Annotated in this window: 15 protein-coding genes; 9 read left to right on the top strand and 6 right to left on the bottom strand. The window is 70.8% G+C overall.

The features are described from left to right. Positions 1–30: 30 nt before the first annotated feature. Together ACFY3I_RS31050 and ACFY3I_RS31045 are read left to right on the top strand one after the other, a co-directional pair. Positions 31–1,779: a PQQ-binding-like beta-propeller repeat protein gene (locus tag ACFY3I_RS31050; protein ID WP_390864410.1), complete on the top strand. Its 1,749-nt coding sequence runs from the start codon at positions 31–33 to the stop codon at positions 1,777–1,779. A 200-nt stretch (positions 1,780–1,979) separates the two neighbouring features. After that, positions 1,980–2,669: a LuxR C-terminal-related transcriptional regulator gene (locus tag ACFY3I_RS31045; RefSeq protein ID WP_390864409.1), complete on the top strand. Its 690-nt coding sequence runs from the start codon at positions 1,980–1,982 to the stop codon at positions 2,667–2,669. 115 nt (positions 2,670–2,784) lie between these two features. Here ACFY3I_RS31045 and ACFY3I_RS31040 read toward each other — a convergent pair whose 3' ends face one another. Together ACFY3I_RS31040 and ACFY3I_RS31035 are read right to left on the bottom strand one after the other, a co-directional pair. After that, positions 2,785–3,075: a hypothetical protein gene (locus ACFY3I_RS31040; RefSeq protein WP_390864408.1), complete on the bottom strand. Its 291-nt coding sequence runs from the start codon at positions 3,073–3,075 to the stop codon at positions 2,785–2,787. 27 nt (positions 3,076–3,102) lie between these two features. Next, on the bottom strand, positions 3,103–4,815 hold the full coding sequence (locus ACFY3I_RS31035; protein ID WP_390864407.1) for a sodium:solute symporter family protein: 1,713 nt from the start codon (positions 4,813–4,815) through the stop codon (positions 3,103–3,105). A gap of 137 nt (positions 4,816–4,952) precedes the next feature. Between ACFY3I_RS31035 and galT the strand changes: the two genes are divergently transcribed. Genes galT through galK form a run of 3 tightly spaced genes read left to right on the top strand, consistent with a single transcriptional unit; the run spans position 4,953 to position 8,142 of the window. Then, positions 4,953–6,011: a galactose-1-phosphate uridylyltransferase gene (galT, locus tag ACFY3I_RS31030; protein WP_390864406.1), complete on the top strand. Its 1,059-nt coding sequence runs from the start codon at positions 4,953–4,955 to the stop codon at positions 6,009–6,011. After that, positions 6,011–6,973, top strand: coding sequence for a UDP-glucose 4-epimerase GalE (galE, locus tag ACFY3I_RS31025; RefSeq protein WP_365284579.1), 963 nt, complete (start codon positions 6,011–6,013; stop codon positions 6,971–6,973). Before galT ends, galE begins: the two co-directional genes overlap by 1 nt. Continuing rightward, on the top strand, positions 6,973–8,142 hold the full coding sequence (galK, locus tag ACFY3I_RS31020) for a galactokinase (protein ID WP_365284578.1): 1,170 nt from the start codon (positions 6,973–6,975) through the stop codon (positions 8,140–8,142). Before galE ends, galK begins: the two co-directional genes overlap by 1 nt. A gap of 3 nt (positions 8,143–8,145) precedes the next feature. On the opposite strand, the gene ACFY3I_RS31015 is transcribed toward galK, so the two are convergent. Beyond that, complete coding sequence (locus ACFY3I_RS31015) at positions 8,146–8,604, bottom strand: GNAT family N-acetyltransferase (RefSeq protein WP_365284576.1); 459 nt, start codon at positions 8,602–8,604, stop codon at positions 8,146–8,148. Positions 8,605–8,864: 260 nt separating this feature from the next. Between ACFY3I_RS31015 and ACFY3I_RS31010 the strand changes: the two genes are divergently transcribed. Next, entirely contained in the window at positions 8,865–9,632 is a 768-nt protein-coding gene (locus ACFY3I_RS31010; protein WP_365284574.1) for a response regulator transcription factor, read from the top strand. On the opposite strand, the gene ACFY3I_RS31005 is transcribed toward ACFY3I_RS31010, so the two are convergent. Then, entirely contained in the window at positions 9,591–10,088 is a 498-nt protein-coding gene (locus ACFY3I_RS31005; RefSeq protein ID WP_365284572.1) for a MarR family transcriptional regulator, read from the bottom strand. The genes ACFY3I_RS31010 and ACFY3I_RS31005 overlap by 42 nt on opposite strands. A gap of 89 nt (positions 10,089–10,177) precedes the next feature. On the opposite strand from ACFY3I_RS31005, the gene ACFY3I_RS31000 reads away from it, so the two are divergent. Together ACFY3I_RS31000 and ACFY3I_RS30995 are read left to right on the top strand one after the other, a co-directional pair. Then, the gene (locus tag ACFY3I_RS31000; RefSeq protein ID WP_365284570.1) at positions 10,178–10,993 is read left to right on the top strand and encodes a trans-aconitate 2-methyltransferase; all 816 of its coding nucleotides are present in this window, start codon (positions 10,178–10,180) and stop codon (positions 10,991–10,993) included. Continuing rightward, positions 10,993–11,355 carry a VOC family protein gene (locus tag ACFY3I_RS30995; protein ID WP_390864405.1) on the top strand — a complete coding sequence of 121 codons (363 nt, stop codon included), beginning with the start codon at positions 10,993–10,995 and terminating at the stop codon, positions 11,353–11,355. The genes ACFY3I_RS31000 and ACFY3I_RS30995 overlap by 1 nt, the downstream gene beginning before the upstream one ends. Before the next feature lie 49 nt (positions 11,356–11,404). On the opposite strand, the gene ACFY3I_RS30990 is transcribed toward ACFY3I_RS30995, so the two are convergent. Beyond that, on the bottom strand, positions 11,405–12,079 hold the full coding sequence (locus tag ACFY3I_RS30990; protein WP_360489942.1) for a TetR/AcrR family transcriptional regulator: 675 nt from the start codon (positions 12,077–12,079) through the stop codon (positions 11,405–11,407). Further along, entirely contained in the window at positions 12,076–13,089 is a 1,014-nt protein-coding gene (locus ACFY3I_RS30985; protein WP_365284566.1) for an acyl-CoA desaturase, read from the bottom strand. Before ACFY3I_RS30985 ends, ACFY3I_RS30990 begins: the two co-directional genes overlap by 4 nt. 326 nt (positions 13,090–13,415) lie before the next feature. Between ACFY3I_RS30985 and ppc the strand changes: the two genes are divergently transcribed. Beyond that, complete coding sequence (ppc, locus tag ACFY3I_RS30980; RefSeq protein ID WP_390864404.1) at positions 13,416–16,148, top strand: phosphoenolpyruvate carboxylase; 2,733 nt, start codon at positions 13,416–13,418, stop codon at positions 16,146–16,148. Positions 16,149–16,281: the final 133 nt, after the last annotated feature.

The raw sequence follows: 16,281 nt of genomic DNA, 5'->3' as shown, positions 1-16,281 counted from the left end.
GTCCTCCGCGTCGTCCCCAGAGGTGCCGTCATGACCCAGCCGCCCCCGCCCCCGCCCAACCAGCCCCCGCAGCAGCCCGGTCACGGGTCCCCGGCCGGCCCGCCGCAGCCGCCCACACCCCCCGCCCCGCAGCCCGGCTACGGCCACCCGGCCCAACCCCCGGCTCCGCAGCCCGGCTACGGCCACCCCGCCCAGCCCCCGCAGCCCGGTTACGGCTACCCGGCCCAGCCGCCGTCCGCGAACCCGTACGCCCAGCAGCCCCCCACCGCGGCCAACCCCTATGCGCAGCAGCCCGGTTACGGCTACCCGGGCAGCCCCACCGTGCCCACGCCCATGACCGGCCCCGGCCGGAACAACGCCGCGCTGTTCATCATCGTCGCCGCGGTCGTCGTGATCGCGCTCATCGTCGGCGGCGGCATCTGGTACTCCAAGTCCTCCGGAGCCGGCGGCAAGAAGGACGACACCACCGCCTCCAGCACCGGCGGCTCGGGAGGCAAGGGCTCGGGCGGCGGCGGGGGCAGCGAGAAGGTGCCCGCGGACCCGTCGGCCAAGGCCCTGTTCCAGGTGCCGATGCCCACGGCGAAGGACACCACCGTCACCGCCGGCTCCTGGCTGACCGGCAAGGTGTACGCGAAGACCGGTGTCGCCCAGGTCGTCGGCTACGACCCCGACTCGGGTGCCAGGCTGTGGACCGTCCCGCTGTCCGGCCCCGTCTGCTACGCCACCGGGCACGCCAGTACGGACGGCAGGACGGCCGTCGTCTTCCAGCCGAAGATGCCGCCCAAGGGCTCCTCCGCGGGCTGCACCCAGGTCGCCGCGATCGACCTGAACGCGGGTAGGAAACTCTGGACGCGGACGATCAAGTCCGGTGACGTGCCGGTCAACTTCAACAACGTGACGATCGCCCAGCAGACGGTCGCGGTCGGCGGCACCACCGGTGGCGCCGCCTTCGACCTCGCCACCGGCGAGGTCCGCTGGCAGCCCAAGCCGACCGACACCTGCTACGACGCCGGGTACGGCGGCGGCACGAAGCTGGTCGCGGTCCGCAAGTGCGGCACCGGCGACACCGCCCAGCTGCACATCCAGACCATCGACCCGGTCTCCGGCAAGGTGGTCTCCGAGTACGAGATGACCTCGGGCATCCCGTACGCCAGCGTCGTGTCCACCGACCCGCTGGTGGTGGCCGCCGACGTCAACGACAGCGCGGGCGACGGCAGCGGCTTCTCCGACGTCTTCTCCATCGACAACAGGACCGGACGCCTGCGCACCCGCATCTCCACGCCGGGCAACTCCTACGCGGCCCGCTGCGACGGCATCTACCAGGTGGAGAAGTGCCAGGGCGTGGTGGTCGGCAACGACCGGCTGTACCTGGCGACCGAGAAGCACGACGGCGGCGGGGACCTCTCGAGGACCAACGAGATCGTCGCCTTCGACCTCGCCACCGGCAGGCAGACCGGCCAGCGCGCGGACGCCGGGGACGACTACACGATCACGCCGCTGCGCATGGACGGTCCCAACGTGATCGCGTACAAGGACCCGCCGTACGACAAGGGTGCTCAGATCGTCAGTATCGACGGCGGTTCGTTCAAGGAGACCAAGCTGCTGGAGAACCCGGCGACCGCCGAGGTCAGGGCCGTGGAGACCGCCCTGTCACCGGCGTACGCGGAGGTCCTCTTCGCCCGGGGGCACCTGTACCTGTCCGCGGTGTACGCCCACGCCATCGGTTCGTCGGTGTCGTCCAAGGAGTACCTGGTGGCCGCGTTCGGCACCGGCGGCTGACGGCCGTTCAGCCGCGAATACCAGAAAACCCAGAGATTCCTCCGATCCGGGGCACTTCTCATCAGTAGGGGCAGCGCAACGTCGAACAAGCGTGTAGCTTCCGGGGGCATGAAGGACGAGGTGCCGGGGGGCCCTCTGTCCATGCGGACCAGTGGGCATCCATAGTGGGGCATCCATTGGGGGGAGTGGGGGGTTGCTCTATGGGAGTGCGGCTCATGGTGGTCGACGACCACCGGCTGCTCGCGGAGGCACTGGCCTCGGCGCTGAAACTGCGCGGCCACCGGGTGCTGGCCGCGGCGGCGCCGGCGGCGGGCGCGGCGGAGCTGGTGATCACCCGGGCGCCCGAGGTGTGTCTGCTGGGTACCGCGACACCGGCCGAGCCGGGCATCTTCGACCCGGTGGTGAAGATCAAGCGGGAGCGGCCGCAGGTCGCCGTCCTGGTGCTCGGGCCGGTGCCGTCGCCGCGGGGCATCGCGGCGGCCTTCGCCTCGGGCGCCTCGGGGTACGTCCGGCACGACGAGCGGATAGAAGGCGTCGAACGGGCGATCATGAAGGCGCGGGCCGGTGAGGCGGCCGTGGCGCCGGCGCTGCTCCAGGGCGCGTTCGGCGAACTGCTCAACCCCGCCGCCCAGCCCGACGACGAGGGGCAGCGCCTTCTCCAGATGCTCACCCCGCGGGAGGTGGAGGTGCTGGTCCGGGTGGCGGACGGAGAGGACACCCGCCTGATCGCGGCCGGCATGGGCATCGCTCCGAGCACGGCCCGCACCCATGTGCAGAGGGTCCTCATGAAGCTGGGGGTGGGGTCGAGGCTGGAGGCGGCCGCGCTGGCGGCGAGGACCGGCCTGCTGGACAGGGCCGGAACCTTCGACACCACCAGGGAAACTCCCTAGTCCGCGTCCGGCCCGGAGGTGACCGGCTCAGGGGCGCTGGGGGTCCCCCGCCCGAAGGGTGGGGGAGGACCTGCGCGGTCAGCCCCCACCCACCCGCGGTCGGAACACGGCCGGATCAGTCGTCGGTCTCCTCCGCCGGAGGCACCGGTGGAGGCGTGGGCCGCAGCCACAGCCACGCCAGGAAGAACACCCCGAGCAGCAGCATCCCGATGCCGGTCCACAGGTTGATGTTGATCCCCTGCGCCTTGTCGATCTCGGCCTGCGAGTCCGTGATCCCGGTGATCGTCACGATGATCCCGTACACCACGAACAGCCCGCCGATGATCCGCCGCAGGTCGAAGATGCGGGCGGCGGTCGTGGACCTGCCCTCCAGGTCGGTGACTTCCCGCTGGATGTCGTCGGTCATGGTCTCTCCATTCTCCCGCGGCCGGGACTAGAACGAGAACGGGATGTAGCAGAGGGCGGCGAGGACGACCGCACCCCAGCCGAGCAGTGCCGGCCGCCGGTACCAGGCCTCGTCGCCGGGTGCGGGCGCCTCGGTCAGACCGGGGGAGCGCGTTCCGTAGACCAGGCCGGCGAGCTCCGCCTCCGGCTTCGGCGCGGTGAACAGGGAGACGATCACCATGACGACCGCGCCGGCGACGAAGCCGGCGATCGCGGAGACGAAGTTGGCGCCCTGGTCGGAGGGGATGCCGATGATGTCCTTCTTGTAGAGGACGAAGTAGTTGACCATCGCGGTCACGGTGCCCGCGAGCAGCCCCCAGAAGCCGGACTTCGCCGAGGCCCGCTTCCAGAACATGCCGACGATGAAGACGACGAACATCGGCACGTTGAAGAAGGAGAAGAGCGTCTGGAGGTAGCTCATGATGTTCGAGAAGGACGACGCGAGGAACGCCGTCCCGACGGAGGCGCACACGCCGATGACGGTGATGAGCCGTCCGAAGCGGACGTAGTAGCCGTCCTCGCGGTCCTTGACCACGTACTTGGCCCAGATGTCCGTGGTGAACACGGTGTTGAAGGACGACACGTTGGCGGCCATGCCGGCCATGAAGGCCGCGAGCAGGCCGGTGACCGCGATGCCGAGGACGCCGTTGGGCAGCAGCTGGGACATCAGGTACGGGATCGCGTCGTTGTACTGGAGGTCCGAGCCGGACGTGCCGATGTCCGGCACCAGCGCGGCGGCGACCAGGCCGGGGATCATCACCAGGAAGACGATGAAGATCTTCGGGTACGCGGCGATCAGCGGGGTGCGCTGGGCGGCGGAGAGGTTCTTCGCGGACAGGGCGCGCTGGACCTCGGCGAAGTTGGTCGTCCAGTAGCCGAAGGAGAGGACGAAGCCGAGACCGAGCACGATGGTCAGCCAGTTCGCGCCGAGCGGGTTGGCCGAGCCGATGCCGGTGCCGCCCCAGGCGGTGGTGAAGTTGTGGCCGTGGGTGGCGTCGAGCTTGTGCACCAGGCCGTCCCAGCCGCCGACCTTCTTCAGGCCGAGCACGGAAAGCGGGATGAGGGCGGCCAGGATCACGAAGAACTGCAGCACCTCGTTGTAGATGGCCGAGGAGAGGCCGCCGAGGGTGATGTACGCCAGCACGAACGCCCCGGCCACCACGATCGCCACCCACTGCGGCCAGCCCAGCAGCGCCTCGACGACGATCGCGAGGGCGTACAGGTTGACGCCCGCGATCAGGATGGCGGCGAAGGCGAACAGGATCGAACTCAGCAGGTGTGCGGCTCTGTCGAAGCGCAGCAGCAGCATCTCGGGGACCGAGCGGACCTTGCTGCCGTAGTAGAAGGGCATCATCACCAGGCCGAGGAAGACCATGGCCGGAATGGCGCCGATCCAGTACCAGTGCACGGTGTACGCGCCGTACTGCGCGCTGTTGGCGGCCATGCCGAGGATCTCGGTGGCGGCCAGGTTCGCCGAGATGAACGCGAGCCCGGTGATCCACGCGGGCAGGGAGCGCCCGGAGAGGAAGAAGTCGAGGCTCGTCTTCACCGAGCGGCGGGCCGCGAGGCCGATGCCCAGGACGACCACGAAGTAGATCGCGAGGATCGCGTAGTCGAGGCCGTTGGTGGGGAGCCGCAGCCCCGCCGCCAGTGAGGTCGCGAGCGATGTGGGGGATGCGGGGGCATTGGTGGGGTTTTGCACCCAATAATTCAACACTTTTGTTGTCTCACCTTGATTGATTGCGATGTTGACTCACCTGGTGAGTTGTGTTTTGGTGTGTTCGGTTCTGTTTGGTGGTTTGGCTGACTCGAACAACGCTCGAATTTCGGGAGTCCGCAGTGAAGAAGACCTCGACCCGGCTGGCCGACGGTCGCGAGCTCATCTACTACGACCTGCGGGACGACACCGTGCGGGACGCGGTGGACCGCCGCCCGCTGGAGCGGACGCACACCACCTCCGAGATCCGCCGCGACGTGCTGCTCGGCGACCAGGTCGCCATCGCCTCGCACCGGCAGGGCCGCACCTACCACCCGCCGGCCGACCAGTGCCCGCTCTGCCCGACCAGGGGCGACCGGCTGAGCGAGATCCCGGACTCGTCCTACGACGTGGTGGTGTTCGAGAACCGTTTCCCCTCGCTGGCCGGCGACTCCGGCCGGTGCGAGGTGGTCTGCTTCACCTCGGACCACGACGCGTCCTTCGCGAGCCTCACCGAGGAGCAGGCGCGGCTGGTCCTCGACGCGTGGACCGACCGGACCTCGGAACTGTCCCATCTCCCCTCCGTCCAGCAGGTGTTCTGCTTCGAGAACCGCGGTGAGGAGATCGGCGTGACGCTCGGTCATCCCCATGGCCAGATCTACGCCTACCCCTTCACCACCCCTCGCACCGCACTGATGTTGCGGTCACTCGCGGCGCACAAGGAGGCGACCGGCGGGGAGAACCTCTTCGACGCCGTCCTGGAGCGTGAACTCGCCGGTGAGCGGGTCGTCCTTGAGGGTGAACACTGGGCCGCCTTCGTGCCGTACGCGGCGCACTGGCCCTACGAGGTCCACCTGTACCCGAAGCGCCGGGTCCCCGACCTGCTCGGACTCGACGAGGCGGCCCGCTCGGAGTTCCCCCGGGTTTATCTGGAACTCTTGAGGCGCTTCGACCGTATCTTCGGTGAGGGTGAGCCTCCCACGCCCTACATCGCCGCCTGGCACCAGGCGCCGTTCGGGACGCTGGAGGAGTTCGACGGTGTCACGCGCGACGACTTCGCGCTGCACCTGGAGCTCTTCACCATCCGCCGAACGTCCGGGAAGCTGAAGTTTCTCGCGGGTTCCGAATCCGGCATGAACGTGTTCATCAACGACGTGCCGCCGGAGCGCGCGGCCGAGCGACTGCGAGAGGTAGCGAGTTGATGAAGTACCTGGTGACGGGCGGGGCGGGATACGTCGGCAGCGTGGTCGCCCAGCACCTGCTGGAGGCGGGCCACGAGGTCACGGTCCTCGACAACCTGTCCACGGGCTTCCGCGAGGGTGTCCCCGCGGGCGCCGCCTTCGTCGAGGGCGACATCCGCGACGCCGCCAAGTGGCTGGACGCCTCCTACGACGGGGTGCTGCACTTCGCCGCGTTCTCCCAGGTCGGCGAGTCGGTCGTGAAGCCCGAGAAGTACTGGGACAACAACGTCGGCGGCACCATGGCGCTGCTCGCCGCGATGCGCGAGGCCGGCGTCCGCAAGCTGGTCTTCTCCTCCACGGCGGCCACCTACGGGGAGCCGGAGCAGGTCCCGATCGTCGAGACCGCCCCGACGAAGCCCACCAACCCGTACGGCGCCACCAAGCTCGCCGTAGACCACATGATCACCGGTGAGGCCGCCGCCCACGGCCTGGGCGCGGTCTCCCTGCGCTACTTCAACGTGGCGGGCGCGTACGGCGCGCAGGGCGAGCGGCACGACCCCGAGTCGCACCTGATCCCGCTGGTCCTCCAGGTCGCCCAGGGCAGGCGGGAGGCCGTCTCCGTCTTCGGCGACGACTACCCGACGCCGGACGGCACCTGCGTCCGCGACTACATCCACGTCGCCGACCTGGCCGAGGCCCACCTGCTGGCGCTGACGGCCGCCGAGCCGGGCGAGCACCTGATCTGCAACCTCGGCAACGGCGAGGGCTTCTCGGTCCGCGAGGTCATCGAGACCGTCCGCCAGGTCACCGGCCACCCGATCCCCGAGGTCGTGGCCCCGCGCCGGGGCGGCGACCCGGCCGTCCTGGTCGCCTCGGCGGCCACCGCCCGCGAGAAGCTGGGCTGGAACCCGACCCGCGCGGACCTCGCGGGGATCGTCGCGGACGCCTGGGAGTTCACCCGGCACGTATCGAGGGAGCAGTAGTGGGGGCGGTTCTGAGTGCGGCGCGGCAGGTCCGGGACGGCTTCACGGAGCTGTACGCAAGCGCGCCGGAGGGGGTCTGGTCGGCACCGGGCCGGGTCAACCTGATCGGTGAGCACACCGACTACAACGACGGCTTCGTGATGCCCTTCGCGCTGCCGCACGTGACGACGGCCGCGGTCTCCCGCCGCACCGACGGCGTGCTGCGCCTGCACTCCGCCGACATCGAAGGCGGTGTCGTCGAACTCTCCCTGGACGCCCTGGAACCCGGCACCGACCACGAGTGGACGGCCTACCCGGCGGGCGTGGTCTGGGCGCTGCGCGAGGCCGGCCACCCGGTCACCGGCGCGGACGTGCACCTCGCCTCCACGGTCCCCACCGGCGCGGGCCTGTCCTCCTCCGCGGCCCTGGAGGTGGTGATCGCCCTCGCCCTGAACGACCTGCACGGACTGGGCCTGGCCCGCTGGCAGCTGGCCCGCCTGTGCCAGCGCGCGGAGAACGTCTACGTCGGGGCGCCGACCGGCATCATGGACCAGACCGCGTCCGCCTGCTGCGAGGACGGGCACGCGCTGTTCCTGGACACCCGGGACCTCTCGCAGAAGCAGATCCCCTTCGACCTCGCGGCCGAGGGCATGCGCCTGCTGGTGGTCGACACCCAGGTCAAGCACGCGCACAGCGGCGGCGAGTACGGCAAGCGCCGCTCCGGCTGCGAGAAGGGCGCGGCCCTGCTGGGCGTGGACGCGCTGCGGGACATCGCCTACGACGGTCTTGACGCGGCACTCGACCGCCTCGGCGACGAGGAGGAGGTGCGGCGCCTGGTACGGCACGTCGTCACCGAGGACCACCGGGTGGAACGCGTCGTCTCCCTGCTGGAGGCCGGCGACACCCGTGCCATCGGCCCGGTCCTCACCGAGGGCCACGCCTCGCTGCGCGACGACTTCCGGATCTCCTGCCCGGAGCTGGACCTGGTCGTGGACACCGCCCTGGGCTCCGGCGCGCTGGGCGCCCGGATGACCGGCGGCGGCTTCGGCGGCTCGGCGATCGTCCTCGCGGAGGCGTCCGACGTCGACACGATCACCAAGGCGGTGGAGGAGGCGTTCGCGGCGGCCGGCTTCACGGCGCCCCGGACCTTCGAGGCGGTGCCGTCGGCGGGCGCCCGCCGGGAGGACTGACGTTCAGCCCAGCCGCTTGGTCAGTGTGTACTCGGTGATCCCCGGCGGATAGTCGGGGATCACGCACACCACGTCGTAGCCCTGCTTGCGGTAGAAGTCCGGCGCCTGGAAGTCCCAGGTCTCCAGCCGCGCCGCGGCGCAGTCGCGGTCCCGTGCGGCGATGCGCTCCGCCTCGGCCAGCAGCCGGCCGCCGAGCCCCGTGCCGCGGCGGCGGGCGTCCACCCACAGATAGGTGACGTGCAGCCAGGCCGCCCAGGTGTGCCCCACCAGACCGCCCGCCAGTTCGCCCGAATCCTCGTCCATCGCCCAGACGTGCAGGGGGACCTGGCGTTCCTCGGGGGTGCCGCGCAGAGCCGCGAGGACCGGGGAGGCCGCGGTGTTGGTCTCCAGCAACAGCGTCCGGAGCAGTTCCCGCCGTTCTTTGTCGACTTCCGTCTCAATACGAAACATGCGGCTCACCATAAACGCGCCGGCGGGGCAGTTCTGCAAATTGCCTTCCGCTTCCGCCCCCCGTCCGTACTCTGAGGAGCGGTGCCGGTGGGGGCCGGTGCTGATCAGGGGGCGAGACACGTCGGGTACGACGCCCGCGGTGGGGGTAGCAGTTCAGGCACGGCGGCGGCCGTGCGGTTCGGTCCCCGCCCGGGTGTCGTGTCCGAGTGGTCCGCCGTTCTGAGCTTCTTGGGGTATCCCCTGCTCGTGAAGAGCTTGGGGAAGGGGGTTTTGTGGTTCGTATCCGAGTTCTGGTCGTCGACGACCACCGCATCTTCGCCGAGTCGCTCGCCGCGGCGCTGGCCGCCGAGCCCGACGTCGACGTGTCCGCGGCCGGCAGCGGTCCGGCCGCGCTGCGCTGCCTGGAGCGCGCGGCCGCCGAGGGCCGCCGCTACGACGTGCTGCTGGTCGACGCGGATCTGGGCGGTCAACTGCCCGGCGGCCGCCCGGCGGTGCCGGTGCAGGCGGGCGACGAGGAGGGTCTGGTCGACGGGATATCGCTGGTGGCCGGGGTGCGTTCGGCCCAGTCCGCCGTGCGGGTCGTGGTGCTCGCCGAGAAGGACGACCCGCGGCGCGCGGCCCTGGCCCTGCAGGCCGGTGCCTGCGGCTGGGTCGCCAAGGACTGCTCGCTGTCCCGGCTGCTGAGCGTGATCCGGGGTGTGCTGCGCGACGAGACCCATCTGCCGCCCGCCCTGCTGACCGGGGTGCTGCGGGAGTTGACGGCGGCGCGCAAGCACCGCACCGAGAGCGAACGGCTCGTGGAGTCCCTCACGCCGAGGGAGCGGGAAGTGCTCCGGTGCATGGTGGCGGGCCTGGGGCGCAAGGCGGTCGCCGAGCGCCTGTTCCTGTCCCCGCACACCGTCCGCACCCACATGCAGAACGTGCTCGGCAAGCTGGGTGTGCACTCCACCCTGGCCGCCGTCGCCCTGGCCCGCCGGGCCGGGGTCGGACCTGCGGACCTAGCCGGGGATGTTGTCGAACGGGGCGGTCAACTGGCGTAGCAGGGCTGCGAGTTCGGCGCGCTGACCGCGGGAGAGTTCGGCGAGGATCGCCCGTTCCTGGTCGAGGAGTCCGGCCAGCGCCTGGTCCGCGCGCTCCTGGCCCTCCTCGGTCAGCCGCACCAGCACGCCACGCCGGTCGCTCGGGTCCGGCAACCGCTCGACCAGGCCCTTCTTGGCCAGCCGGTCGATCCGGTTGGTCATCGTCCCCGAGGTGACCAGGGTCTGGGTCAGCAGCTGTCCCGGAGAGAGCTGATACGGCGTCCCCGCGCGCCGCAGCGCGGTCAGCACGTCGAACTCCCAGGGCTCCAGGCTGTGCTCCGCGAAGGCCAGCCGACGTGCCCGGTCCAGGTGCCGGGCCAGTCGGCTCACCCGGCTGAGCACCTCAAGCGGTTCCACGTCGAGGTCCGGGCGCTCCCGGCGCCACGCAGCCACCAGCCGATCGACCTCGTCCTCCATGACGATCAGTGTAGTGGTTGTGTCGACATGAAGTCTCTTGATGTCGAGCTTCTTGACATCGAGATATTGGTCCGGGGAAGGTGGATCCCATGACGACCCCCGCCTGGGACCCCGCCCAGTACCTCCGGCACGCCGGCCACCGCGCCCGCCCCTTCACCGACCTCCTCGCCCGGATCCCCGAGCTCCCCGGCGACTCCCCGGCCGTCGCCGACCTCGGCTGCGGCCCCGGCAACATGACCGCCGTGCTCGCCGAACGCTGGCCCACCGCCCGCGTCACCGGCTACGACAACTCGCCCGAGATGCTCGACAAGGCACTCGTGGAGCACGCGGGCCCCACGGCCGGCGGCGGCCGCCTGGACTTCGCCCACGCCGACGTCCGCACCTGGACGCCCGAACGGCCGTACGACCTGATCGTCAGCAACGCCACCTTCCAGTGGGTCCCCGGGCACACCGAGCGGTTCGCCGAATGGATCGCCCACCTCGCCCCCGGCGGGACCTTCGCCTTCCAGGTCCCCGGCAACTTCACCGCCCCCAGCCACCGGCTGCTGCGCGCCCTCGCCGAGTCCCCCCGCTGGCGGGGCCGCCTCGCCGACGCCCTCCGCCACGACGACGCCGTCCTGACCCCCGAGGCCTACCTGGAGCGGCTGACCGGACTCGGCTGCGCCGTGGACGTCTGGGAGACGACGTACATCCACCTGCTGACCGGCGAGGACCCGGTCCTGGACTGGGTGAAGGGCACCGGGCTGCGGCCGGTGCTCACCGCCCTCGCCGACGACCCGGGGGCCCGTGACGCCTTCCTCGCCGAGTACCGGGCCGCACTGCGCGAGGCCTACCCGGCGGGCCCGTACGGCACCCCGTTCCCGTTCCGGCGCGTCTTCGCCGTCGCCCACCAGGAGGAGAACTGATGCTCGCCGCCCTCGACCACGTCCAGCTCGCCGCCCCGCCCGGCTCCGAGGACCTGCTGCGGACGTTCTACGTGGACACCCTCGGCATGGCGGAGGTCCCCAAACCGCCCGTGCTCGCGGCGCGCGGCGGCTGCTGGTTCCGGGCCGGCGAGATCCATCTGCACCTGGGGATCGAGCAGGACTTCCGGCCCGCCCGGCAGGCCCACCCGGGGCTGCTGGTGACCGGCATCGAGACGTACGCGGCCCGGCTCACCGCCCACGGCACACCCGTCGCCTGGGACGGGGACCTGCCGGGACACCGCCGCTTCTACTGCGAGGACCCGGTCGGCAACCGCCTGGAGTTCCTGGAACCGGTCCGCTGAGCCGCCGCCCGGCCCCGGGCGCCGCCCGGGCGCCGTCCGGCGCGCGCCGTCACGCCTTGCGGTGCCCTATCAGACGCGGCTTCGGCTCCAGACCGTCCAGGCCGTGCCAGGCCAGGTTGACCAGGTGGGCGGCGACCTCCGCCTTCTTCGGACGGCGCACGTCGAGCCACCACTGGCCGGTCAGCGCCACCATGCCCACCAGCGCCTGCGCGTACAGCGGCGCCAGCTTGGGATCGAAACCGCGCGACTTGAACTCGCGGCCCAGGATGTCCTCCACCTGGGTGGCGATGTCCGAGATCAGGGACGCGAAGGACCCCGTGGACTGCGGGATCGGGGAGTCCCGGACCAGGATCCGGAACCCGTCCGTGTACTCCTCGATGTAGTCGAGGAGGGCGAACGCGGCCTGCTCGCACAGCTCCCGCGGATGCCCCGCGGTGAGGGAGCCGGTCACCATGTCCAGCAGCCGGCGCATCTCCCGGTCGACCACCACCGCGTACAGGCCCTCCTTGCCGCCGAAGTGCTCGTACACCACCGGCTTGGAGACCCCGGCCTTCGCCGCGATCTCCTCCACCGAGGTGCCCTCGAAACCCTTCGCGGCGAAGAGGGTGCGACCGATCTCCAGCAACTGCTGGCGGCGCTCCGCACCGGTCATCCGGGTGCGACGTGCCCGCCGCGGCTTTTCGGGACTGGGGGTGCTGGAGTCGGTCGCCACGGCGTCAATCATGCCGTCTCGGCGGTCTTCCCCCCTCGCCGGGAGCCGCCTTCCCCGGAGGCGCGGCGCGAATCGATACGGGAGCGTGACGGCCACCGCACGTCGTACGCCCAGCCCAGCTGCTCGCACCAGCGGATGATCCGCGCCGACGAGTCCAGCTGGCCGCGCTCCACCCCGTGCCGGGCCGAGGTCGGGTCTGCGTGGTGCAGGTTGTGCCAGGACTCGCCGCAGGACAGGACCGCCAGCCACCACACGTTCCCGGACCTGTCCCGGGACTTGAACGGCCGCTTGCCCACCGCGTGGCAGATCGAGTTGATCGACCAGGTCACATGGTGGAGCAGCGCCACCCGGACGAGTGAACCCCAGAAGAACGCGGTGAACGCGCCCCACCAGGACCAGGTCACCAGACCGCCGATCAGCGGCGGCAGCGCCAGCGAGAGCGCCGTCCACAGGATGAACTGACGGGAGACCGCCCGGATCGCAGGGTCCCTGATCAGATCGGGCGCGTACTTCTCCTGTGGGGTCTGCTCCTCGTCGAACAGCCAGCCGATGTGCGCCCACCACAGGCCCTTCATCAGCGCCGGCATGGTCTCGCCGAACCGCCACGGCGAATGCGGGTCGCCCTCCGCGTCCGAGAACTTGTGGTGCTTGCGGTGGTCGGCCACCCAGCGCACCAGGGGCCCCTCCACCGCCATCGACCCGGCGATCGCCAGCGCGATCCTGAGCGGCCGCTTCGCCTTGAACGAGCCATGGGTGAAGTACCGGTGGAAACCGATCGTCACGCCGTGGCAGCCCAGGTAGTAGAAGAACACCATCAGGCCCAGGTCGAGCCAGCTCACACCACCCCAGCCCCACGCCAGCGGCACCGCCGCCAGCAGCGCGAGGAACGGCACGACGATGAACAGCAGCAGGGCGAACTGTTCGATCGAACCCTTCTTCTCACCGCCCAGCGTGGCGGACACCGTCGAAGCGTCGGCCGGCCTGTCGGCGTCGTCGATCACATCGGAATTGGACGAGGTCATGCGCGTCCCCTGGGGGGTCGAGGGTTGAGACGGGTGCCGATCCGCGGCGACCGAAGGGGACGACGAGGACTCCTCCCCACGGAAGGGCCCTTCCCTACGGTTCCGTAACCTACGGCGACGTAAGTATGGCAGCGAGGCGTCTCGCGGCAAGAGCCCCAGAACCTGCGCGTCCTCATGGACACCTATCCTTGGAGTCGGTCGGACAGCGCGGTCCGCTCTGTTTCCTTCCCGGATGTCCGGCCGCCATGCGGACAGGCGCCGCCTGCCGCCCGGCCGACGGACGGGTCCCCTCCAGACGAGCTTCAACACTGCAAGGAGCCGCACCTGTGAGCAGTGCCGACGACCAGACCACCACGACCAGCAGTGAGCTGCGCGCCGACATCCGCCGGCTGGGTGACCTTCTCGGCGAGACCCTCGTCCGCCAGGAGGGCCCCGAACTGCTGGACCTCGTCGAGAAGGTCCGCCGCCTCACCCGCGAGGACGGCGAGGCCGCCGCCGAACTGCTGCGCGGCATCGAACTGGAGACCGCCGCCAAGCTGGTCCGGGCCTTCTCCACCTACTTCCACCTGGCCAACGTCACCGAGCAGGTGCACCGCGGCCGGGAACTGCGCGCCCGCCGTGCCGCCGAGGGCGGGCTGCTCGCCCGCACCGCCGACCGGCTCAAGGACGCCGACGCCGAGCACCTGCGCCAGACCGTCCAGAACCTCAACGTGCGCCCCGTGTTCACCGCGCACCCCACCGAGGCCGCGCGCCGCTCCGTCCTCAACAAGCTCCGGCGCATCGCCGCGCTCCTGGACACCCCGGTCATCGAATCGGACCGCCGCCGCACCGACATCCGCCTCGCCGAGAACATCGACCTGGTCTGGCAGACCGACGAACTGCGTGTCGTGCGCCCCGAACCGGCCGACGAGGCCCGCAACGCCATCTACTACCTCGACGAACTGCACGCCGACGCCGTGGGCGACGTCCTGGAGGACCTCACCGCCGAACTGGAGCGGGTCGGCGTCAAGCTCCCCGACGACACCCGCCCCCTCACCTTCGGCACCTGGATCGGCGGCGACCGCGACGGCAACCCCAACGTCACCCCCCAGGTGACCTGGGACGTCCTGATCCTCCAGCACGAGCACGGCATCAACGACGCCCTGGAGATGATCGACGAACTCCGCGGCTTCCTCTCCAACTCCATCCGCTACACGGGCGCGACCGAGGAACTCCTCGAGTCACTCCGCGCCGACCTGGAACTGCTGCCCGAGATCAGCCCCCGCTACAAGCGCCTCAACGCCGAGGAGCCCTACCGGCTCAAGGCCACCTGCATCCGGCAGAAGCTGGTCAACACCAAGCAGCGCCTGGCCACCGACACCCCGCACCAGCCCGGCCGCGACTACCTCGGCACCGCCGAGCTCCTCGCCGACCTGCGGCTGATCCAGGACTCACTGCGCGCCCACCGCGGCGGCCTGTTCGCCGACGGCCGACTGGCCCGCACCATCCGCACCCTGGCCGCGTTCGGCCTGCAGCTCGCCACCATGGACGTCCGCGAACACGCCGACGCCCACCACCACGCCCTCGGCCAGCTCTTCGACCGCCTCGGCGAGGAGTCCTGGCGCTACGCCGACATGCCCCGCGAGTACCGCACCAGGCTCCTCGCCAAGGAACTCCGGTCGCGCCGGCCGCTCGCGCCCACGCCGGCCCCCGTGGACGCGGCCGGGGAGAAGACCCTCGGCGTCTTCCGGACCGTGAAGAAGGCCCTGGCCGTCTTCGGGCCCGAGGTCGTCGAGTCCTACATCATCTCCATGTGCCAGGGCGCCGACGACGTCTTCGCCGCCGCCGTCCTCGCCCGCGAGGCCGGGCTGATGGACCTGCACGCGGGCTGGGCCAAGATCGGCATCGTCCCCCTGCTGGAGACCACCGACGAACTCAAGGCCGCCGACACCATCCTGGAGGACATGCTCTCCGACCCCTCCTACCGGCGCCTGGTCGCGCTGCGCGGAGACGTCCAGGAGGTCATGCTCGGCTACTCCGACTCCTCCAAGTTCGGCGGCATCACCACCAGCCAGTGGGAGATCCACCGCGCCCAGCGCCGGCTGCGCGACGTCGCCCACCGCTACGGCGTGCGCCTGCGCCTCTTCCACGGCCGCGGCGGCACCGTCGGCCGCGGCGGCGGCCCCTCCCACGACGCCATCCTCGCCCAGCCCTGGGGCACCCTGGAGGGCGAGATCAAGGTCACCGAACAGGGCGAGGTCATCTCCGACAAGTACCTCATCCCCTCGCTGGCCCGCGAGAACCTGGAACTGACGGTGGCCGCCACCCTCCAGGCCTCCGCCCTGCACACCGCCCCCCGCCAGTCCGACGAGGCGCTCGCCCGCTGGGACGCGGCCATGGACGTCGTCTCCGAGGCCGCCCACGCCGCCTACCGCCGGCTCGTCGAGGACCCCGACCTGCCGACGTACTTCCTCGCCTCCACCCCGGTCGACCAGCTCGCCGACCTGCACCTGGGCTCGCGGCCCTCCCGCCGCCCCGGCTCGGGCGTCTCGCTCGACGGCCTGCGCGCCATCCCCTGGGTGTTCGGCTGGACCCAGTCCCGGCAGATCGTCCCCGGCTGGTTCGGCGTCGGCTCCGGCCTCAAGGCCCTGCGTGAGGCGGGCCTGGACACCGTCCTCGCCGAGATGCACGAACAGTGGCACTTCTTCCGCAACTTCGTCTCCAACGTCGAGATGACCCTCGCCAAGACGGACCTGCGGATCGCCCAGCACTACGTCGACACCCTCGTCCCCGACGAACTCAAGCACGTCTTCGACACCATCCGCGCCGAACACGAGCTGACCGTCGCCGAAGTCCTCAAGATCACCGGAGAGCGCGAACTCCTCGACGCCACCCCGGTCCTCAAGCAGACCTTCGGCATCCGCGACGCCTACCTGGACCCGATCTCCTACCTCCAGGTCACGCTGCTCAAGCGGCAGCGCGACGAGGCCGCCGCGGGCGCCGAACCCGACCCGCTCCTCGCCCGCGCCCTGCTCCTCACCGTCAACGGCGTCGCGGCCGGCCTGCGCAACACCGGCTGACCGCACCACCACCGCGCACGACCGTGCCCCCGGGTCCACCTTGAGTTCTAGTGGTCGTTGCAACACCCCAGCTCAGGGGATGCAATGGACTTCGAGATCCGGGAGAACCGGGGGCCCGGAGGCGGGCGAAGGA

This window comes from Streptomyces sp. NPDC001068 (assembly GCF_042897315.1).
In the GTDB taxonomy this organism is placed as follows: domain Bacteria; phylum Actinomycetota; class Actinomycetes; order Streptomycetales; family Streptomycetaceae; genus Streptomyces.
This window is presented reverse-complemented; position numbering and strand designations above follow the sequence as displayed.